Source organism: Streptomyces sp. NPDC046379, assembly GCF_055587785.1.
In genome coordinates, this window is sequence record NZ_JBVJFP010000039.1 from 1 (window position 1) to 18,502 (window position 18,502).

At 68.5% G+C, this 18,502-nt stretch carries 18 protein-coding genes and 6 pseudogenes; 11 read left to right on the forward strand and 13 right to left on the reverse strand.

The genetic code is table 11. From position 1 onward, the window contains the following. A pseudogene (locus ACZ6KF_RS33015) lies at positions 1–91 on the forward strand (IS5/IS1182 family transposase); the annotation flags it as partial. A 108-nt stretch (positions 92–199) separates the two neighbouring features. Next, positions 200–1,414: a hypothetical protein gene (locus ACZ6KF_RS33020; protein WP_469241861.1), complete on the forward strand. Its 1,215-nt coding sequence runs from the start codon at positions 200–202 to the stop codon at positions 1,412–1,414. 2 nt (positions 1,415–1,416) lie between these two features. On the opposite strand, the gene ACZ6KF_RS33025 is transcribed toward ACZ6KF_RS33020, so the two are convergent. Next, positions 1,417–2,157, reverse strand: a complete 741-nt coding sequence (locus tag ACZ6KF_RS33025; RefSeq protein ID WP_469241863.1) for an NUDIX hydrolase — start codon at positions 2,155–2,157, stop codon at positions 1,417–1,419. A gap of 134 nt (positions 2,158–2,291) precedes the next feature. Here ACZ6KF_RS33025 and ACZ6KF_RS33030 point away from each other — a divergent pair. From ACZ6KF_RS33030 to ACZ6KF_RS33045, 4 genes and pseudogenes are all read left to right on the forward strand, one after another. Beyond that, positions 2,292–3,161: pseudogene (locus ACZ6KF_RS33030) on the forward strand (IS1380 family transposase); the annotation flags it as partial. Between the two features lie 19 nt (positions 3,162–3,180). Then, positions 3,181–5,100: an RHS repeat-associated core domain-containing protein gene (locus ACZ6KF_RS33035; RefSeq protein ID WP_469241865.1), complete on the forward strand. Its 1,920-nt coding sequence runs from the start codon at positions 3,181–3,183 to the stop codon at positions 5,098–5,100. Beyond that, positions 5,097–5,366: a hypothetical protein gene (locus ACZ6KF_RS33040; RefSeq protein ID WP_469241867.1), complete on the forward strand. Its 270-nt coding sequence runs from the start codon at positions 5,097–5,099 to the stop codon at positions 5,364–5,366. The genes ACZ6KF_RS33035 and ACZ6KF_RS33040 overlap by 4 nt, the downstream gene beginning before the upstream one ends. Then, positions 5,356–5,730 (forward strand): SCO4402 family protein, encoded by a 375-nt coding sequence (locus ACZ6KF_RS33045; RefSeq protein ID WP_469241869.1) that lies wholly within the window; start codon positions 5,356–5,358, stop codon positions 5,728–5,730. Before ACZ6KF_RS33040 ends, ACZ6KF_RS33045 begins: the two co-directional genes overlap by 11 nt. Before the next feature lie 208 nt (positions 5,731–5,938). Here ACZ6KF_RS33045 and ACZ6KF_RS33050 read toward each other — a convergent pair. Then, positions 5,939–6,559, reverse strand: a pseudogene (locus ACZ6KF_RS33050) (transposase); the annotation flags it as partial. A gap of 145 nt (positions 6,560–6,704) precedes the next feature. Here ACZ6KF_RS33050 and ACZ6KF_RS33055 point away from each other — a divergent pair. From ACZ6KF_RS33055 to ACZ6KF_RS33065, 3 genes and pseudogenes are all read left to right on the forward strand, one after another. Next, positions 6,705–7,177, forward strand: a pseudogene (locus ACZ6KF_RS33055) (transposase); the annotation flags it as partial. A 182-nt stretch (positions 7,178–7,359) separates the two neighbouring features. Next, the gene (locus tag ACZ6KF_RS33060) at positions 7,360–7,755 is read left to right on the forward strand and encodes a MerR family transcriptional regulator (RefSeq protein WP_469241871.1); all 396 of its coding nucleotides are present in this window, start codon (positions 7,360–7,362) and stop codon (positions 7,753–7,755) included. 106 nt (positions 7,756–7,861) lie between these two features. Further along, the gene (locus ACZ6KF_RS33065; protein ID WP_469241873.1) at positions 7,862–8,785 is read left to right on the forward strand and encodes an NADP-dependent oxidoreductase; all 924 of its coding nucleotides are present in this window, start codon (positions 7,862–7,864) and stop codon (positions 8,783–8,785) included. A 9-nt stretch (positions 8,786–8,794) separates the two neighbouring features. On the opposite strand, the gene ACZ6KF_RS33070 is transcribed toward ACZ6KF_RS33065, so the two are convergent. The 7 genes and pseudogenes from ACZ6KF_RS33070 to ACZ6KF_RS33100 all read right to left on the reverse strand — a co-directional run. Further along, positions 8,795–9,594 (reverse strand): IS5 family transposase gene (locus tag ACZ6KF_RS33070; protein WP_469241891.1). Its coding sequence is split into 2 segments (ribosomal slippage): positions 8,795–9,264 and positions 9,264–9,594, totalling 801 coding nucleotides; the frame shifts between segments, so codons are not numbered across the junction. A gap of 59 nt (positions 9,595–9,653) precedes the next feature. Continuing rightward, positions 9,654–10,366 (reverse strand): annotated as a pseudogene (locus tag ACZ6KF_RS33075) (protein kinase family protein). Positions 10,367–10,426: 60 nt separating this feature from the next. Further along, positions 10,427–10,666 carry a hypothetical protein gene (locus tag ACZ6KF_RS33080; protein ID WP_469241875.1) on the reverse strand — a complete coding sequence of 80 codons (240 nt, stop codon included), beginning with the start codon at positions 10,664–10,666 and terminating at the stop codon, positions 10,427–10,429. A gap of 315 nt (positions 10,667–10,981) precedes the next feature. Beyond that, positions 10,982–11,722 (reverse strand): IS1634 family transposase, encoded by a 741-nt coding sequence (locus tag ACZ6KF_RS33085; RefSeq protein ID WP_469241876.1) that lies wholly within the window; start codon positions 11,720–11,722, stop codon positions 10,982–10,984. Then, positions 11,685–12,083: a DUF4277 domain-containing protein gene (locus tag ACZ6KF_RS33090; RefSeq protein ID WP_469241878.1), complete on the reverse strand. Its 399-nt coding sequence runs from the start codon at positions 12,081–12,083 to the stop codon at positions 11,685–11,687. The genes ACZ6KF_RS33085 and ACZ6KF_RS33090 overlap by 38 nt, the downstream gene beginning before the upstream one ends. A gap of 1,110 nt (positions 12,084–13,193) precedes the next feature. Beyond that, on the reverse strand, positions 13,194–13,394 hold the full coding sequence (locus ACZ6KF_RS33095; RefSeq protein WP_356636396.1) for a hypothetical protein: 201 nt from the start codon (positions 13,392–13,394) through the stop codon (positions 13,194–13,196). Next, positions 13,388–15,041, reverse strand: a pseudogene (locus ACZ6KF_RS33100) (RHS repeat-associated core domain-containing protein); the annotation flags it as partial. The pseudogene ACZ6KF_RS33100 and the gene ACZ6KF_RS33095, both read right to left, overlap by 7 nt. Positions 15,042–15,183: 142 nt before the next feature. Here ACZ6KF_RS33100 and ACZ6KF_RS33105 point away from each other — a divergent pair. Together ACZ6KF_RS33105 and ACZ6KF_RS33110 are read left to right on the forward strand one after the other, a co-directional pair. Then, positions 15,184–15,633, forward strand: a complete 450-nt coding sequence (locus ACZ6KF_RS33105; protein WP_469241881.1) for a hypothetical protein — start codon at positions 15,184–15,186, stop codon at positions 15,631–15,633. A gap of 87 nt (positions 15,634–15,720) precedes the next feature. Then, a complete protein-coding gene (locus ACZ6KF_RS33110) occupies positions 15,721–16,044 on the forward strand; it encodes a hypothetical protein (RefSeq protein WP_469241883.1) in 324 nt (107 codons plus the stop codon). 130 nt (positions 16,045–16,174) lie between these two features. Here ACZ6KF_RS33110 and ACZ6KF_RS33115 read toward each other — a convergent pair whose 3' ends face one another. From ACZ6KF_RS33115 to ACZ6KF_RS33130, 4 genes are all read right to left on the reverse strand, one after another. Continuing rightward, positions 16,175–16,501 carry a nucleoside triphosphate pyrophosphohydrolase gene (locus ACZ6KF_RS33115; RefSeq protein WP_356633532.1) on the reverse strand — a complete coding sequence of 109 codons (327 nt, stop codon included), beginning with the start codon at positions 16,499–16,501 and terminating at the stop codon, positions 16,175–16,177. Between the two features lie 335 nt (positions 16,502–16,836). Next, positions 16,837–17,133 carry a hypothetical protein gene (locus tag ACZ6KF_RS33120; RefSeq protein ID WP_469241885.1) on the reverse strand — a complete coding sequence of 99 codons (297 nt, stop codon included), beginning with the start codon at positions 17,131–17,133 and terminating at the stop codon, positions 16,837–16,839. Beyond that, positions 17,130–17,786: a class I SAM-dependent DNA methyltransferase gene (locus ACZ6KF_RS33125; protein WP_469241887.1), complete on the reverse strand. Its 657-nt coding sequence runs from the start codon at positions 17,784–17,786 to the stop codon at positions 17,130–17,132. Before ACZ6KF_RS33125 ends, ACZ6KF_RS33120 begins: the two co-directional genes overlap by 4 nt. A 71-nt stretch (positions 17,787–17,857) precedes the next feature. Continuing rightward, a complete protein-coding gene (locus ACZ6KF_RS33130; protein WP_469241889.1) occupies positions 17,858–18,358 on the reverse strand; it encodes a hypothetical protein in 501 nt (166 codons plus the stop codon). Positions 18,359–18,502 lie beyond the last annotated feature (144 nt).

Genomic DNA, 18,502 nt, shown 5'->3' on the forward strand with positions numbered 1-18,502 from the left:
CCACCGCCGCTACGAACGCAAAGCCAGCCACTTCCTGGCCTTTACCAGCATCGCCTGCACCCTCATCTGCTACCGACGACTGACCAATTGAGATGCCTTGTAAGAGGCTCTGGCCAAGACAGTCTGCGCCGTCGCCGCCGAGTGCGGTGACCGTTTACGTACGAACAAGTCCAACGTCGAGCACTGGCTCAGCGGATCCGTGCCTCGCGGCGACACGCCCCGCTACCTCGCGGTCGCCCTGTCCCGGCGCGTGGGCCGCCTGCTGACCCTCGCCGACCTCGGCCTGCCCTCCCCTGCGAAGGCAGAAAGTGACACCATCGGACTGTCCCTCGGGAGCGACCCGCTGGACGCCCTGCTGCCGATGTGGAGGTACGAGTTGGACCGCCGCCGCTTCCTGTCGGCCTCCGCCTACTCCGTGGCCGCCGCAGCCCTGCCCCTCAGCCACGTCCAGGACATCGCCGCCCGCACCCAGGCCGCCCGCACCGGCCACACCGTCGGCATGGCCGAAGTCGCCGCCGTCCGCGACATGATCCATGCCTTCTCCGAGATGGACGAACGCCATGGCGGCCAACACGGCCGCAGCGCCCTGGTCACCTACCTCCGCGACGACGTCGCCCCGTTGTGCCGGGCCCGGTTCCGCAGCGACGGCGTCCGCCGGCAGATGCTCTCCGCCGCCAGCCGGGGCGTTCACCTGCTGGGCTGGAAGAGCTACGACGCAGGCCAGCAAGGTCTCGCCCAGCGCTACTACCTCCAGTCCTACGCCCTGGCCGCCGAATCCGGCCTGCGCGGGCACGACGGATTCGTGATGCGCACGATGGCCATGCAAGGCCTCAAACTCCACCGCCCCGAGCACTGCCTGGGCCTGGCCGAGACCGGCCTGAACCGGGCCAAGGGCCGGGTGGACGCTCAGACCGAAGCCCTCTTCCGCATCGTGCACGCCCACACCCTGGCCAAGAGCGGCAAGCACCGCGCGGCGCTTGCCGAGGCCGAGCATGCCCGCACCCTGCTGACCGGTGCCCCCGGCGACGAGGTGCCGTTCTGGGCGCTGGCCTGGGGCCCGCTGGCCGCATCGGTGTACTCCCGCACCGCCAAGGTCCACGAGGCCGTGGGAGACCACCGGGCCGCCGCCGAGCAGTACGCGCTGGCCGCCACCGCGCGCCCGGCGCACACCTACGCACGCATCGTCGCCCTGGACCTGGTCGCGGGCGCGGAGATGCACCTCAAGCGCGGCAACATCGAACAGGCGTGCCTCATCTGGCACAAGGCCATCGATCACATGGACGGTGTCCGCTCCGTCCGCACCCGCAAAGCGGTCTCCCGCATGCGCAGCGACCTCGCCCGGTTCCGGGCCCGGGGCCTGCGGTGCGTGGCCGAGCTCGACGAACGCGGACGCGACTTCCTCGCCGGCGCCTGACGTCAGCGACGGTCGCAGAACCGGCGGACGACCGGCTCCAGGTAGTCCGCGTGCGGGCCCTCCAGGCCGGCCAATTCCTCCGGTGAGCGCACCAGGACGATGGCGTCGAGCTCAGGCTCGCGGCCCAGGACACGCTCGGCTGCCGCAGCCGCGGTGAAGTGAGCACGCAGCACTGCCTCCGGAAGGGCCGGGGCCAGGTGCGTCAGGCCGACACTGCCGTTCTCACCGCGGGTGATCACCCACAGCTCCAGGTCCTCGACGGCTGCGGCGACCCCCAGCTCCTCCGCCAGCTCCCGCGCAGCCTGACCGGCCAGTACCGACTCGTCCAGCACCACCCCGTCCTGGGGCGGCTCCACCGATCCCCCGGGCAGCTGCCAGCGGCCCGGGGCAGCCGTCGAGGGCGACATCCTCACGGCCAGCACACGGCCGTCGTCCGTCGGCTGGACGACGTTCACGAACAACGACGGCAGCGCGGTGGCGCCGGGAACACGACGCAGGGCGTAGTGCCGGTAGGTCGCACGCACCCACGACAGGCGCAAGATGCCCGGGCCGGTCCACTCCAGCCCCCCGCACGCCACCACCGGCCCGTCGAAGAGGGCGGGATTGGCCTTGACCGCCATGCCCCACACCCGATCGCGGGCCGCAGCGTCCTGGGGCGGCAGCGGCGGCTCCGCAGCTTCGGTAAGCAGAAGCCGTTCAACGTCGAAGAGGTCAATGCCCACAGGGGGCAGTGTCTCGGGCACCAGCCCATTCTAGCCTCGCGCTTTCATGAGGTGGGGTGTCCGAGGCTTGATCAAATAAGCGGAGAGTGCTCCTGACCTGCAACGATGGGACTTGTCTAGGGTCCTGTCGGCTGCACGGAAGAAGCACTCTCCAGGTGAAGAAGAGTAGCGGGTCGTACCCGCGTGCCCGCGTCGAGGGCGGGGGCCGGGCGGTGGTCTCCCAGGCCGGGAGCGTGCTGCTCGTCGAGACCGTCCGCAAGGTCGGCTTGGACACCGCGATATCAGGTGCGCCGGCGCCGTGGCGGAAGCCGCGGGCCGTCCACGATCCCGGAAAGATCCTGCTGGACGTGGCGTTGGCGGTCGCGCTGGGCGGGGACTGCCTCGCGGATGTCGCCGTGCTGCGGGCCGAGCCGGCCGTGTTCGGTCCGGTCGCCTCCGATCCGACGGTCTCCCGTCTCATCGACACCCTCGCCGCCTCCGGGGAGAAGGCCCTGACCGCGATCCGTGCCGCACGGGCCGAAGCCCGCCTTCGGACCTGGCAGTTGGCCGGCGGCACAGGGCCCGATGCCGGCGGGGAAGTGACCGTCGATCTGGACGGGCTGCTGGTTGTCGCGCACTCCGACAAGGAAGACGCCGCCCCCACCTGGAAGCGGACCTGGGGGCATCGCCCTCTGTTGGGGTTCGTCGACCACGGGCCGGGCGGCACCAGAGAGCCGGTCGCGGCCCTGCTCCGGCCGGGCAACGCAGGCTCGAACACCGCCGCCGACCACATCACCGCCACCCGGCTGGCCCTGGCCCAGCTGCCGAAGAAGCACCGGCGCGGGCGCCGGACCCTGATACGCACCGACTCCGCGGGCGGCACCCACGAGTTCGTCGACTGGCTGACCCGGCGGGGCCGGTGGCTGTCCTACTCGGTCGGCATGGTGATCACCGAGCAGATCCACCACCATGTGCTGAAGGTCCCGGCATCGGCCTGGACGCCTGCCGTCCAGGCCGGCGGCGAGATCCGTGACGGCGCCTGGGTCGAAAGCACTCACCACGAACGTGCTGGACTTCACCGCCCACTACAAGATCGACGGCACGCTGGAGCAGACCACCGAGCCTGCCGCCAGCGGCCTTCCGGCGGAGACCATCGAGTACGACTACTCCGCCCAGGGCCTGCCCACCACACTCACTGCCGGTGGCGAGGGCATCGTCCTGAACACCACCTACACCGACCTCGGCCAGGTCTCCACCCTCCGCCTCGGTGCCTCAGAAGCGACCGGCACGAACAAGCTCGACATCGCCCATGGCTACGAGGACGGCACCCACCGCCTGCTCCAGACACAGGTGCACGCGCAGACCCACGCCTACGACGCACTGAATCTGCAGTACAGCTACGACGACGCCGGCAACGTCACCAAGATTTCCGACACCACCACCCTCGCCGGCACCGGCAAGGCCGACACCCAGTGCTTCGCCTACGACGGCTACCAGCGCCTGGCCCAGGCATGGACGCCTGCCACCGGGGACTGCGCGGCCAGCGGGCGCACGACTGCCAACCTCGGTGGCGCGGCTCCCTACTGGACGAGCTACACCTACAACGACGCCGGCCAGCGGGCGAGCGAGACCACGCACAGCAGCAGCGGTTCGACGACCACCACTTACTGCTACAAGGGAGGCACGGCCCAGCCCCACACCCTCCTCGCCACGACCGCCGAAACCTGCACCAACATCACCCCCCAGTACGCGTACGACGCCGACGGCAACACGACCAAGCGTCCAGACGGCAGCACCACGCAGAAACTCGACTGGGACAGCGAAGGCAAACTCACGCGTCTGACCGAAGACCCGAGCGGCACCGCCCGCGCCACGGACTACATCTACGGAGCCGACGGCAATCTGCTCATCCGCCGGAACACGTCCAGCAACGAGGAGACCGTGCTGTACCTCGGCGCCACCGAGGTACACCTCCAGGGAGGCAAGGCGTGGGCCAACCGCTACTACACACACGCCGACGCCACCGTCGCCCTGCGCAGCAACAAGTCCGGCACGGAAAAGATCACCTACCTCAACGGTGACCAGCACAACACCAACACGGTGGCGATCACCTCCGACACTCAGGCACTGACCAAGCGGTACCTGACTCCCTTCGGCTCCGAACGGGGCAGCGGTACCACCAACTGGCCGGACGACAAAGGTTTCCTCGGCAAGACCGCCGACGGCGATACCGGCCTCACCCACGTCGGCGCACGCGAATACGATCCCGGTATCGGCCAGTTCATCAGCGTCGACCCGCTGCTTCAAACCGAGATCCCGCAGACCCTCAACGGCTACAGTTACGGCGCGCAGAACCCTGTTACTCAGGCAGACCCGAGCGGCCTGGGTCTGGCATGCGGCGGCTACGGCGACAGCGCGGCCTGCCCAACCCGCCCCGACGGCAGTCCCGGCAATGGCCGACCCAACGAAGCCGTCAAGCCCGTCTATGCCTGCCCAAGCCTCATCAACCCGCAATGCCCGGAGTTCACCGGAGGCACCACAGGCGGGGGCGGCGGTTACAGTGGGAGCGCTGCAACTGGCTCCACCGGCCACACCAACTCCCCGCAGCAGAAAGCCGTTCACGTCGACGACGGGTGCAAGGACTGGGGCTTCCTGTCCGGCGCCTGCCGCAGCGTCGGAAAAGTCTTCTACGGCGCCATCAGCAACGTGCCACACGCCGTCGAGTACGCCGGCTGGATCTGGGACGACGACTGCTGGGGCGGCGGCCCGGGAACGCCGGGCTGTGACTATGGGGCCCAGTTCGACCAGTGGGTCGCCGAGCACGGATACGACATCAGCAGCAATGAATACCAGGTACCCTCAGCGCTGGCAGCAATTTTTGCGCACAACGGTATGCGCAAGTCGAAGCCGTCCAACGGCGTGGGCCCTGGCTGGTTTCCCTACGGCAGCGGGAAGATTCCCAGGGGTGGAGCGGTCCTAGCATGACGAAGAAGTACAGGAAGGACATGAACAAGCCCGGCTTCGTCTGGCGTGCCCCCAAGGGCCAGGACAGCGTTCGCATCGACAAGGGGGATCCTAATTCCGCGCATGCCACTCAGCAGGTTGATCACGTCGTGATCAACTCTGGCGGCAGAATCGTGGGACGGGACGGTGTGCTGCTGCCACCCAACGCTAGAATTCAAGACTACCCGGTTGAAGCTCACATCCCGTTGAGCGAGTGGCAGACATGGAGCCGCTGGAATGCCCCCTGACAACACGGAGTTGCGGACGCCTTGGTTGCGTGATCAGTTGGTCGATTGGCTCCGTAAACTCGCAGACAGAAGCCATCCGGACGACGAATGGACGTCGTCTGCAGACTCTGCCATAGACCACATGTCGAATTTTTTCGACGATACCGGAGTGCTGGACGACCCTGGAGGAAGAGTCGGGTTCATTCTCCGCGACGAAGAAGAGGTGAGTATCATGCGAAAGCTGAATCTCGCAATTGATCAAGCCATTCAGGCCAACCCTGGGAGCGACGTCCTAATGATTCGTTCGCAGTCGTGGGGACCGGTCGTGGTCGCTGCTCGGGAGGCCTTGCAGGTCATGGGCGTGGATTGTCCGCACAACGACTGATCCGAGGTACGGATCGGTGTCGAGCCTGTGCCCGAGTCGGGAGTTGAACGCCCGGCTCGGACGCGGCCGAAGGCCCGTCAGGTTTCCGCCGCAGTTGGGCCAGCGGCGGCTGGTCATTCCGGAAGACACCTCGACGGGCCTGGCCCGACACAAGGCAGTGATTCCCAATCAGGGCTGTGAAGCGTTGCGGTAGCGGGCGGTGACCGCGTTATGCCGCTGCGAGGCCGCGTTGAGGCGCTTCGACGGTGAAGGCCCGCTGGTCGCGTATGACGGCCCACAACACGTCGAGGCGGCGCCGGGCGAGGGCGAGGACGGCCTGTTTGTGCGACTTGCCCTCGCTCCTCTTGCGTTCGTAGAAGGCCCTGAAGGTCGGACAGCACCGGGCGGCGACCTGGGCGGACAGGTAGCAGACACGCAGGAGTCGACGGTGGTAGCGATGCGGTCGGCGCATGTTGCCGCTGATGCGTCCGGAGTCCTTGGGAACGGGGGCCAGGCCGGCGATGCCGGCCAGGCGGCCGGAGCTGCCGATGGCGTCCAGGTTCCCGCCGGTGCAGGCGATGAACTCGGCACCCAGGAGGCTGCCCATGCCTGGCATGCTGGTGATCGCCGTGGCGTGCGCGTGCTCGCGGAACCGTGCCTCGATCAGCGCGTCGGTGCGGGCGATCTCCTCGTCGAGGGCCATCACCGCGGCGGCCAGGGTGCGGACCATGGCCGCCGCGGTCCTCTCGCCGGGAATCACCGTGTACTGAGCGCGCGCCGCCTCGAGCGCGGTGGCCGCCACTGCCTGGGCGTTGCGCGCCTTGCGGTTCGACAGCCAGGTGCTCAGGCGGGGAGTGTAAATCTAACGGCGGATCCGACGATCATGGGAGAGACGTCAAGTGACGCACACCGTCTTGGAGTTGGAGACCGTGGAGCCTGTCGAGAGTGCCCAGCCTGGGCAGCCTGTGCCCGTGTCCGACGAGCAGCTGGTCGCGATGCTGGTGGAGCGGGCCCGGTCGGAAGGACTGCAGCTGACCGGGCAGGGCGGGCTGCTGCGGCAGCTGACCAAGCGGGTCTTGGAGTCTGCCTTGGAAGGCGAGATCACCGATCGCCTCGGCTACGAGAAGCACGAAGCTGCTGGCCGGGGCAGCGGCAACTCCCGCAACGGAGGCGGGCCAAGACCGTGCTGACCGACGTCGGGCCAGTCGAGGTCAAGGTGCCGCGTGACACCTCGGGCACGTTCGAGCCGCAGATCGTCAAGAAGCGGCAGCGCCGCCTGACTGGCGTCGACGAGATGGTGTTGTCGCTGTCGGCGAAGGGGCTCACGCACGGCGAGATCTCGGCTCATCTGGCCGAGGTCTACGGCGCCGAGGTGTCCAAGCAGACCATCTCCACCATCACCGACAAGGTCATGAAAAGCATGGCCGAATGGCAGAACCGTCCCCTCGACCGCGTCTACCCGGTCCTGTTGAACATGCAGCCGCGGCCCGACAGCCAGCTCATGCCACACGATCACTGCTACGCCTTTGCCACGCGTGTGCTCAGTCGTGAGAGCGGGTGGACAACCCTGCGGCCGGTGGGGGTGTCCGCGAGCGTCCACGCCTCGCCTGGCGGTCCGAACCTTGAGCACGCGGGCGTAGGCTCTCAGGGATGCGGATAGGCGAGTTGTCCAAGCGCACGGGCGTGAGTCCGCGCTCACTGCGGTACTACGAAGAGCAGGGCCTGCTGACCAGCTCACGCTCCGACGCGGGGCAGCGTCACTATTCCGATGCCGCGGTCCAGCGCGTGGTGCTCATCCGACAGCTGTTCGACGCGGGTATGTCCAGCAGGGTGATCGCGACTGTGCTGCCGTGTGTGGACGTCCCGGATGACCTGGGCGTCGCCGAGGAGACGTTCACGGCGATGATGCGCGAGCGCGACCGGATCGACGCCAACATCGCGCACCTGATCGAGACCCGGAATGCACTCGACGTGCTGATCAAGGCCAACAGCCGACACCGGGCGGAGCTGTCCACGGCCCCGGAACCGGTGGCGCAGTCGACCTAATCCTGTGATCTGCGTCTCAGCCGGTTGCCCCTCACATCAATGTCAGAAGTGAGGATGGCGACAAGGCCCGGAATCACCGGGTCGGTCATACGAGAGGCGGCGGAACATGGGGCAGGCGTGGGGTTTCGGCAGATATGGCGGACCCGAGGTGCAGGAGTTCTTCGATCGTCCCGATCCCGTCCCCGGTCGCGGTGAGGTGCTGATCCGAGTCGACGTCGCCGGCGTGAATCCCCTCGACCACCTTCTGCGCTCGGGTCTGGTCGACGGATTCGACGGCGGGCGTCCGTTTCCCCGCGTGCTGGGCATGGAGGCAGCCGGAACCGTTCTCGCCCGGGGCGAGGACGTCGACGGGCTCGAGGTGGGTGACGCGGTCTTCGGCTTCGCACTCACCGGTGGCGGCACGTACGCCGAGACGACGGTGCTGTCCGCGCCGAACACCGCGCGCATACCGGAGGGTCTGTCGGCGACCGTGGCGGCAACGCTGCCAGTGGCCGGGACGACCGCGGTGGACGTGCTCGACCAGCTCGGTCTCCAGGCCGGTGCCACGGTCCTGGTCAACGGGGTCGGGGGCGGGGTCGGCCTCGCCGTCGCCCGGCTGGCCATCGGGCGCGAGCTGCGTGTGATCGGCACCGGGAGTACCGCCAAACGCGAGCACGCCGAGGCCATAGGGGTGCGGTTCATCGACTACACCGCCGAGGACGTCGTCGCCGCGGCACGCGAGCTGGTTCCGGACGGCTTCGACGGGATCGTCGACCTGGCCGGAGGCACCTCGCTGCGGACGGTCGCTCCGCTGGCCCGGGATCCCCGCAACGTCATCGCCGTGGGCGACATGTCTGTGTCCGATCTCGGTGGGCGTTTCGTCGAGCGTCGCGTCGACCGCGAGAACCTGGAGCGGTCGGCCCGACTGGCGCTCGACGGACTCCTCGCACCCGTGATCACCGCGGTCCATCCGCTTGCCGACGCCCCGGCCGCCCTCGCCACCGTCGAGAACGGGCACGCCTCGGGGAAGGTTGTCATCAAGGGGGCATAACTGATCATTTCAGAATGAGGTTCGGAGTCGTCTCAAGCAGATGATGCTGCAGGCGAGTTGGAGCAGTCCGAGGTGGAGGTCGGCTCGTATCTCGTAGCGGGTCCGCAGGCGTTTGAACTGGTGGAGCCAGGCGAAGGTCCGCTCGACGACCCATCTGGTCCTGCCCAGGCCGGATCCGTGGGCGGTGCCCTTGCGAGCGGTCTTCGGCGTGATGCCACGGGCGCGCAGGAGGCGTCGGTACTTGTCGTAGTCGTAGCCGCGGTCGGCGAACAGACGCCTGGGCCGGTGGCGGGGCCTGCCCACCAGGCCGCGGATGCGGGGTATGGCGTCCAGCAGGGGCATGAGCTGGGTGACGTCGTGACGGTTTCCGCCGGTCACCGATACCGCAAGGGGCGTTCCGTGCCGGTCGGTGATCACATGGTGCTTGGTGCCGAGGCGGCCGCGGTCGACCGGCGAAGGTCCGGTGTGAGCCCCCCTTTCAGGGCCCGGACGTGCGAGCCGTCGACCGCGGCGTCCTCCATGTCCAGCAGACCCGCCCTGCGCAGTTCTGCGAGGAGGATCTCGTGCAGGCGGGGCCAGACGCCGGCCTCGGTCCAGTCCCGCAGCCGCCGCCAGCACGTCACCCCACTGCAGCCGATCGTCTCGGTCGGCACGTCCGCCCAGGTCACACCCGTGCGCAAGACATAGATGATCCCGCGCAGGGCGGCCCGGTCGTCCGTCGGCAGCCGACCTGGATACCGGCGACGACGCGGCGGACGAGGAGGGAGCAGCGGGGCCACGCGGTCCCACAGATCATCCGACACCCGCAGAACTCTGCCGCCCGCCAGCCCAACTGCCAAGCCCTGAACCAAAACTCATTCTGAAATGATCAGTAAGAAGGGGCGTGGCTGAGCATCGGTTACTCAGCTCGCCGAGCGGACCGGGAGCCTTCACGGGCCGGCGCTTGCCGTTCGCCACCGCTTCTCTCCGGACGGGGCACGGCGCGTCGTCCGGATACTCCACTGCGCGCCACCCGATGGAGGAGATGAACAGGGATGCCCCCAGGGCGTAGATGTCGGCCTGCTGCGTGGGGTCGGCCTCTTCGGTCGCGAGCACGCTGCGCGCGACCTCGGGAGCCTCGTAGTGGACGAGGCAGCCGCGGAACGGGAAGTCGTACCTCTCGGGTACGTGCCCGCCCCGGGCGAGGGCGAGGTCGATGAGATGTGTTCGCTCCGGTCCGATGATGAAATGGGCGGGCTGCACGTCGCCGTGAGTCCAGCCTTCGGCATGGAGTTCGGCAAGGGCCTCGACGCAGCCCAGCGCGACGCTGGGGTGGGGTTCGATGGACGAGTCCGCCGCACGGAACGGCTCCTCCCACAGTCGGTACAGGTCCAAACCCTCATGCCACGGCTGGAAGTTCCACGTTCCGCGCTCCCACTCGCCGTACGCGAAGGCATCGAAGCCGAGGCGATCCAGCACTGCCCCCTCGCGCGCGGGTGCCCAAGCGGTCCAGGGTTGAGCGGGCCAGTCGGCCGTGGCCTCGATTGGGTAGCCGAGCTTCACGGCGTAGTGGCCCCGATGGCTCTCCACCTCCCAGACCATGGAATCTAGCCCCGGACTTCGCAGGTCACCGTTTCAGGTCTTGTGCCCGGGGCCGACCGGCTACGGGGCTGCCTCGCGGAAGAGGGCGAGGAGGGCGTGCGCCTGCGGGGCGCCCGCGTCGAAATACTGCGTGGCCAGTGCGGGTGGCACGGCGGTTCCATGCATGCGGACTTCATGGCAGCTGAAGCAGAACGCCGCCTCGAACAGCGCCAGGTCGAGAGGGTCGGCGTACGCCCGGATGCTCCAGCCCGGCGAGAAGCCGCAGCGGTGCTGCTCGCTGGCGGGCAAGCTCTCGATCAAGGCCAGGGCGTCGGCTGCCTCGCTCCCGATCCAGTGGGCGCCCGCCCTGCCGGGATACGGGGCGCCCCGCTTTGTCGGGAGTTCGGAGATCCTTACGACCTCCAGCAACACAGCGGTGGCTACGGCTTCGGCGGGGAGCTGCATGTGCGTAGTCTGCCCGCGCCCAGTACTGGGGCGTTGCACCTGCCTCTGATAACTGTGATGGCTGTGGCGCTGGCCTGTGCGGCGCGCCGGTTGCCATACCCCGCCGCCGGCAGTGAAAGAAACCGTGCTCAGTAAATGGCCGACTCTCGCCTCACGGGCCAGCTGAAGCGCTCAGTCACAGGTCTGTGGCCAGCGTGTTTGTCCGATGTCGGTGTCGAGGAGGTCGAGGAGGTGGAGTTGGATGCCGCGGGTTATCTGGACGGTGGGCGGGTCGGTGACGTTGCCGATCCGCAGAGTGAGTTCGCCGAGCTTGTTCAGGTCCTCTGCGGCCTTGGCCAGGCGTTTGTCCCGGGCGGTCTGCTGGCCGGCGGCGTTCGCGGTGGAGTGGACCAGGATCCGTCGCACGGTGAGCGGAGGATTGCTCTTGCGGGGCCCGGTCAGGGTGTGGGTGTCCTCCAGTACGCGGTAGGTCTCGCGCCGCTCGGCGGGTTTGCCCGCCTCCCGGTCCGGTGTCCAGTTCACGATGATGGCCTGAGCCGGATCGAGTGCGGCATCGACCTCGTCCTTGACCTTGGCGGCCGGGGCCGGGGCGATGAACTGAACCCCGGCAGCCAGCAGGGCACGGATGTTGGAGTAGGACACCAGCTTGGAGTCGGCGACCATCAGGAAGTCGCGCTCACCGGCCATGGCCCGCAGGTCCTTCAACGCGCCGACGACCTGGCTGACCTCGGCCGCACCACCGCCGAAGACCCGGGCATGGAGCGGAATGCCGCCGTCGGCCGACACCGCAAGTCCGCCCTGGACCTGCTTCACATCGAAGCGCCGGTCCTTGGGATGCCCGTAGCCGATGACGGGAAAGTCCTCGTTCTGACCCTCAACCGGGAAGGCCCCGTGCACGGACATGCCGGTCATGTCCCAGCATCCGCGCCACATCGATCCCGAACTCACCGATAGCCCGCGCCCCGACCGTGCCCGCGATGTGCTCCAAGTGCGGAGCGATCGCATCCAGTGCCCGAGCCAGACGATCATCATTGAGCAAAGCAGGCTCGATCCCGAAGACCTCTTCCACCGCCCAGCACCTGGCCCAGTCCTCCACCCGCACCAGCGGCGCGGGCGACGTCAGCCGGTTGGCCACCAACGCCTCGATCACCTGCCCGTGCGTCACCAGCGCACTCGCGCCACCAGGACACACCTCGTCGACGATTCCGGCGACATCCAGACGGCGCAGAAACTCGGCAGCGACAGGCAGAGCGCCCAGACGCTTCTCCACCACGGACGTCACCGCCACTTCAAGGCGCTGACGCTGAGACCGTGGCCGCGGGGACCGGGAAGTCATCGACACACCCCACCCAACGCCACGCCCCCGGCCCAGGACACCCCCGGCCAGTCACACCACACGAAGCAACGATCCGCGAAGTACGGGTCCAGCCGGTTGACGACCATGCGTTGAGCCGTGGGCATCAGTGCGTCGAGCACCACGATCGGCAGTTCAGGGGATGACCCGGGCAACGTCACTTCTCCATACGGACGACCGCGGCCGGCCACATGTCGAAGCCGGCCGCGTCGCTGCTGTCCCTTGCTGCGCCTGACCGTACGGGCGGCCGCAGTCCGAGTCGCACTGCGCGGAGTTCGTGCCGTCCACGGTCCACAGGTTCGTCGAAGACCATGAATCCGGCCGCCTTCATGGCGTGCGCGGAGGCGGCGACCTTCTCCGGGTCACGGCGCCGCCGCCCGGCGCCGGTTGTGGTGCAGGAAGCGGCCCGCTCACCGCTCGCACAGGGCCGCGTACTCCTTCATGTGCACCCACTTCGTGGTCGTTCACAACGGGCAGTCGCCCGAGCGTGCGGAGCGGATCGCGGACCAGGAACGGTGGCGGTGGCAGCGGTGACCACGAAGGCCACGGCCTGGCTCTCGAACAACTCCTCACCGGCCACCGCGCGACCGGTTCTCTGATCGTTCGCCGTTGCCGTCATGCGACTGGACGACGACGCCCCGCCGGTGAGTGTTCCGGCGGGGCGGTCGTCGGCAAGGTGCTGGCGGTTTCAGTCCACGGGCCGCACGCGTGCGCCTGGGCACGAGGGCGACGGCGCGCGTGCCGATGCCGAGGTGCGGCTGCACGCGGCCGGGCGGCAGCACCTGGTCGGCATGTGCGGCGTGCCAGCTGCGCGCCGAGGCTGGTCATCCGGTGGGCTGTGGCGGATCCCCGGCGCGGCGGCTGGTCCGGTGTGCGGTTCGGATGCCGGATGTGCACGCCACCGCAGTTGGTCCCGCCGCGCTGAAGCGGCGGGACCAACGAAACACCGACACGCCAACGCTGCACTCAACGTTGGCGTGTCGGGGCCGGACGCCCAGTGCAGCTCTGGGCGCCACGGCGGACCGGGCGTCAATTCCTGCCGGCCCTTCGCACACGTCGCGCTGCGTCCACGAGGAAGGAAGCGCATCCCACTGCCAGGACCACGGCGAGCGCGGTCTCCTGCTGGACGCCAAGAGCGATGGCGAGAGCCCCCAGCGTCGTAGCAGCGGCTATCTCCAGGGTCAGCGCGAGGCGGCGCTTGGTCGTGTCGGTGGGACGTTGGTTCAGCATCGGCGTGTCCAGATCGTGGGCGGGATGGGGATGAATACGTTGCCTCCCAGTCTGAGGGCTCCGCTGATCACCGAAGTGCACTCATTGCGGGCCACGGCGTATCCGGCGACCACGGTGAAGTACCACAGGTACCCGCGCACGGCCGTGATCGCGTGCTTCCAGTTCTTCGGAATCCACTTGATGTCCTTGGCCCAGCTGAGGAACCCGGCGGCACTGCCCGTGCCGAACGCGACCCAACGGGTCTCCGACCGGTTCAGGTCCAGCCTGATGAAGTACTTGGGAGACCACCAGGGCTTCCACCAGCTCACCCGCAGCTTTCCGGTGGTGTCGGTGCAAGCGACGGGGTCACCGCCGCAGTACTCGTAGGCGTTCTCGTTGCCACCGTAGACCGGGTCGACGGACAGGAAGCGTCCGGTGTCCGGGTTGTAGAGGCGCACGCCCATGAGCATCAGAGAGCCGACCGTCTCGGACGAACGCTGGTGGTTGCCCAGCCAGCCGTAGCGGGTCGCTCCTTGCCCCGCCCTGCTGCGACCGTACTCGTCGCTGTCGAATGCCACGGGGGCCTTGGAGGCGTCGAGCGGAAGCTGGAGCGCGACGTCTCCGTGGACGGAAGTCGCCTGCAGGACGGTGTCGCCTGCCTTGGTGCTGGTCGCGGCCAAGTCGCCGCTGGCAGAACGGATGTTCCTCGTCAGCAAGCCCGTGGCGGTGTCCTCAACCACCCAGCGGGGATTGTCCCCGTCGCTGTCGTAGTGGTTGAGCTTCGTCGCGGTGCGCGTCCAGGTACTGCCGTCGGCCGAGGTGTCGAGCGTCCAGCCGCGGAAACGGTGGAGCGCGTCGAGGGACCAGGTCTGACGCTTGTTGCCCGAGATCTGCTGTCTGGCGAGATCGTTGGTGTAGTAGCTGATGGTGCCCTGGCCGGGTGCTGCGGTAGTCCGGCCGAGGGCGTCGTATGCGTAGCCGGCGTCCGTGATGCGGTCGCCGCTGTCGTAGGTGTGGGTCTTGGTCGTTCCTCCCGTGGTCGGGCAAGCTGCGCCGGGCGCGGCGGTGGCGGTGGTCAGTGACGTGCGGTTCGCCCGCTTGTCGAAGGTGTAGGTACGCCGGGTGCACACGTTGCCGACGGTGTCGTCGACCGTGTTGAGCCGTCCGGCCGCGTCGTAGCGGTAGCTCTGCTCGGACCATCCGGCATGGCGCAGCACCTGGCCGTGGGCGGACCGGGCGACGGTGTCGGTGTAGACGGAGACGCCGTCGCTGTCGCTGTCGCGGGTGTAGGCGCGGCTCGTGACCGCTCCGGAGGGATCGGTGTCGACGTTGAGGGTGTATCCGCCGGGCAGCTGCTCTGTGGTGACGGCCCCGTCGGCGTCGAACTTCACATGGAAGTCACCGGCGACCGAGTCGCTGATCTTGGTCGGCAGGCCGCGTGGGTCGATCGTGGTGTTGTAGGTGTACGTCACCGTGGACGGGACGGTGTCGGTTTCCTTGACGACTCGGTTGAGCTGGTCGTGCTCGGTGGTGGTGGTGCCGCCGTCGGCGTCGGTGTAGGAGATCTGGGCGGCCGAGGGCGTCGTAAGCCTTGGTGACCGTGCCGCCGGTGGGCGAGCTGGTCTTCACTGCCTGGCCGGATTCCGGGTCGTAGGTGACGGTGGACTGGTCGTGATGGCCGCGGCCGAGGACGGCCGTCCGTTGCTGATCTGCGGGGACTTCAACCTCGCCCCCGCCCGAGGACGGCCTGTTCGGCGAGGAGACCAGCACCTTCACCACCGACGCCGAACGCCAGATACTGCGGCCGCTGATGGGGAGTTCGGGGCTGGTCGACACCACCGCCGACGCGGTGCCGGTCTTCACCCTCGAACGCGTCTTCTCCGGCAAGCCCAGCCGCTTCCGCTGCGACCTCGCCCTGCTCAGCGACCACCTGACAGCGACGACCACCGTCACCGCCGACGCGGCGGCGCGCAGCTGCCCGAAGGAGTTCACCGACCACTCCGCGCTGCTGATCGACCTGCCCGTCACCTGCCAGGCGGCCGAGCCGCATGACGTGCTTTTCGCGCTGAGCGAGCTCACCGGCAACAGCCCCGCCGCCCCCGCCAGCAGGGAGTATCAGCCGCATAAGACCGCGATGAGCCGCCAGGCGCCCTCTCCGGCATCCCGTGCGGTGACCGAGTACCTGACCGGCCCGCTGGGCGTCCAAAGCGTTCTGGACCACGGCTGCGGCCGCGGCGCCGATGTCGCCCACTACCGCTAGGCGGGCCTGTCCGCCGAAGGGTTCGACCCGCACGACGGTTTCGGCTGGCCCCGCCCCGAGCGGACCGGCTTCGACCTGGTCACCTCGATGTTCGTCCTCAATGTGCTGCCCGACCCCTGGCAGCGGATCCAGGCCCTCAAGGACGCGGCGTCCTTCGCCCGTCCCGGCGGGCATGTCGTGGTCGTCACCCGCTCACCCGAGGAGATCACCAAAGCCGCCACGGACGGCGGCTGGACGGCCCACCACGACGGCTTCTGGTCCAGCCAGAGCAAGGGGACCTTCCAGCGCGGCATCGACCCGGGCGAGATCACCGCACTCGCCCGCCGGGCCGGACTCGTCCCCGCCGCCGGTGCCCCCGTGCTCCCGCTGACCGGCGTGTGCCATGCCGTCCTGACCAAGCCCGAGGCGTGAGGAGTACCCGCTCTCGTCCCCAGCCGCGTACCGACTGGTGCAGGAAGCCGCGTACCAGCCAACGTCCGCAACCTCGTAGGCAGTTGTGCACGAAGTCGCGTACCGACTCGTCGCCGAGGACGGTCGGCGGTCAGCGGTTGCCCGTCCAGACGATCCGGTCGGCGAAGCCGCCCCGCTCACCCGCCTTGGCCTCACGGATCTTCTCCAGCTGATCCGCGTCGACCCCCAGGTCTGCGGCGAGTGCGCGCACGACCTCCAGCACGTCCGCGAGTTCCTCCGGCGCCGAGTCCTCGTCCGCCTCAAGGAACTCGGCGACCTCCTCGCCGAGCTTGTCCCGCAGCCGGCCGCGGTATTCCTCCCGGCCCGCGGTGTAGGTGACCGGCTCGGCCCCGTCCTCCCGGATGATCTGCGGAATCCGGTCCCGCACCAACTTGCCGTGCCTACTGTAGGGCTCCACCCGTACTCCCCCGCACCTGTCTTCGTAAGGCGGTCGCCGGACGCCGCCCCTTCATGCCGCCGCAGCCTAGAGAACTCGCCTCACCACTCGCCATGTGAACCGCCAATCCCACCCGTTCGGAGGGGCCCCGTGCCGCCGCAGCGGCTCGTCACCGCCGTCCCCGCGGCGAAGCGGGCGGCGGGTCCGCCCGCCGGAAGGGGTGGCCCGCTGCTGTGGCGGGGTGGTGGGCAAGGCGGCGTCCCTAGCAGTGAGGACCTCATCCCGTTCGGCCAGGGCCTCGGCCCGTTCCCTCGCCAGCTGCTCGATCATGATCGCGTAGGTGCCCACCAGCTCCGTCAGCTGCCGCTTCTTCTTGCGGACCCGGGCCAGCTCCTCGCGGAGCTTGTCGATCTGGCCTCAGCCTTTTTGACCGGCTCACTTCTGTGCCGGGCGGCCTCGAACTCCGCCTGATACTTGGCCATCAGCTTGTTCGGATACCTGTGCGTCAGCAGCCACCGCTTGATCTGGGCTTCCTCGGCCAGGTCAAGGATGGTGCGCTTGCCCGAGCAGTGCAGCGGGGTCCCGGCCAACAGCCGGTCGGCTGCCGTCCGGAGCTTGACGCATAGCTCCTGCGGCGGATCCCAGTCCGTCACGGAGCGACCGCGCGCACGAGGAGCGTCCCGATGTGCCCCGGGTGAGGCGCGTCGAGCACCTGCGCGTCGGCCGTGGCGAACCCGGCGCGGGTCAGCAGGCGTTCCCAGACGGCCGGCCGGTAGCTGTAGCGGTAGGTGAACATCGCCTTTCCGGCGAAGCCTCCCTTGTACATGCCCTGCGGCCCGTACGCGCCCGGGATGGCGGGCGGCTGCGAGAACACGAAGACACCGCCGGGCCTGAGCCTTTGGCGGACAAGGGGGAAGAGACGGCTCGGGTCGGTGAACCAGACGGCTCCGAAGATCGAGTAGACCGCGTCGTACACCTCTTCGTGCCCGCTCAGGTACTCCAACACCTCGGCGCACACGAACTCCGCGCCCGTGCCATGCCACTTCGTCGTGGTCTTCTCCACCATGACGGGTGACAGGTCGACGCCCCGGGCGACGATGCCGCGCTCGGCGAGGTGGGCGAGGGCGCGGCCTGTGCCGCAGCCGATCTCCAGCACGCGGCGCGGGTCGCCCAGCAGTTCCGGGCCGGGTCCGTGACCGGCGTACTGGGTCCAGCAGAAGCCCGGCTCCGCGTCTGCCTTGAAAGCGGAAGCGGCAAATGTGTCCCACAGCTCCGTCTCGGCGGCGATGTCGTGTTGTGCGGGCAAGGCGATTCCTCTTCGCAGGGGCCGGCCCCTGTCATCGGCGGGACTGACGGCAGGGGCTAGGGTAGGGCTGTTCAGTGGCTGTCGGGGACCTTGTTGTCGCACGGTGAGCAGTCCGTGCCGTCGATCGCCCACAGCTCCTCGTCGATGTCGAAGCCGATGGACTTCAGGAAGTCCGCCGAGCGCAGGCACAGGCCGTCGCGGCGGCGCTCGATGAACGGGGCGTGGTGCTTGTAGCGGCCCTCGTTGTACGCGTCGCAGAGGGCCCACCACACGGGTGTGTCGAGGATGAGCTGGTGGACGCCGATGTCGACGAGCTTGCCGACCCCGAGGTGGACCTCGGGGTGCTCCATGCAGCCGATGGTGTACATGACGGCGTTGCCGAGGATGCGTTCGGCCATGTCGCGGACCATCGTGTGGTCGCGCAGCAGGAGGGCCACCTCGCGGTCCCAGAGCGTCATACCGCCGTCCAGCACGTTGACCGTGAGGTGCCTGATCCAGGGCTGGACGGCGTTGAGCAGTTCCTTCGGGTCTCGCGTGCGGGTGCTCAGGGGGCGGTCGAGGGCGACGGTCATGGGCTGCTCCTTCGTGGAATGGGCGTGCCGAACCTCTACAAGCACGCTAAGAGTTCCTAACAGAAGTTGTTGATCAAGTAACCATCGGTCTGTCTGCTCGTTGGTCGGGTCGTGGGGAAGCGCCAGTCGCGGCCGTGGATCGTG

What these genes read in the sequence shown, in the direction of transcription:
- ACZ6KF_RS33040 (WP_469241867.1), top strand. Translation starts at nt 5,097, where the DNA reads ATGACGAAGAAGTACAGGAAGGACATGAACAAGCCCGGCTTCGTCTGG.
- ACZ6KF_RS33045 (WP_469241869.1), top strand. Translation starts at nt 5,356, where the DNA reads ATGCCCCCTGACAACACGGAGTTGCGGACGCCTTGGTTGCGTGATCAG.
- ACZ6KF_RS33060 (WP_469241871.1), top strand. Translation starts at nt 7,360, where the DNA reads ATGCGGATAGGCGAGTTGTCCAAGCGCACGGGCGTGAGTCCGCGCTCA.
- ACZ6KF_RS33065 (WP_469241873.1), top strand. Translation starts at nt 7,862, where the DNA reads ATGGGGCAGGCGTGGGGTTTCGGCAGATATGGCGGACCCGAGGTGCAG.
- ACZ6KF_RS33085 (WP_469241876.1), bottom strand. Translation starts at nt 11,722, where the DNA reads ATGACCGGCATGTCCGTGCACGGGGCCTTCCCGGTTGAGGGTCAGAAC.
- ACZ6KF_RS33095 (WP_356636396.1), bottom strand. Translation starts at nt 13,394, where the DNA reads ATGCTGAACCAACGTCCCACCGACACGACCAAGCGCCGCCTCGCGCTG.
- ACZ6KF_RS33105 (WP_469241881.1), top strand. Translation starts at nt 15,184, where the DNA reads ATGGGGAGTTCGGGGCTGGTCGACACCACCGCCGACGCGGTGCCGGTC.
- ACZ6KF_RS33110 (WP_469241883.1), top strand. Translation starts at nt 15,721, where the DNA reads ATGTTCGTCCTCAATGTGCTGCCCGACCCCTGGCAGCGGATCCAGGCC.
- ACZ6KF_RS33130 (WP_469241889.1), bottom strand. Translation starts at nt 18,358, where the DNA reads ATGACCGTCGCCCTCGACCGCCCCCTGAGCACCCGCACGCGAGACCCG.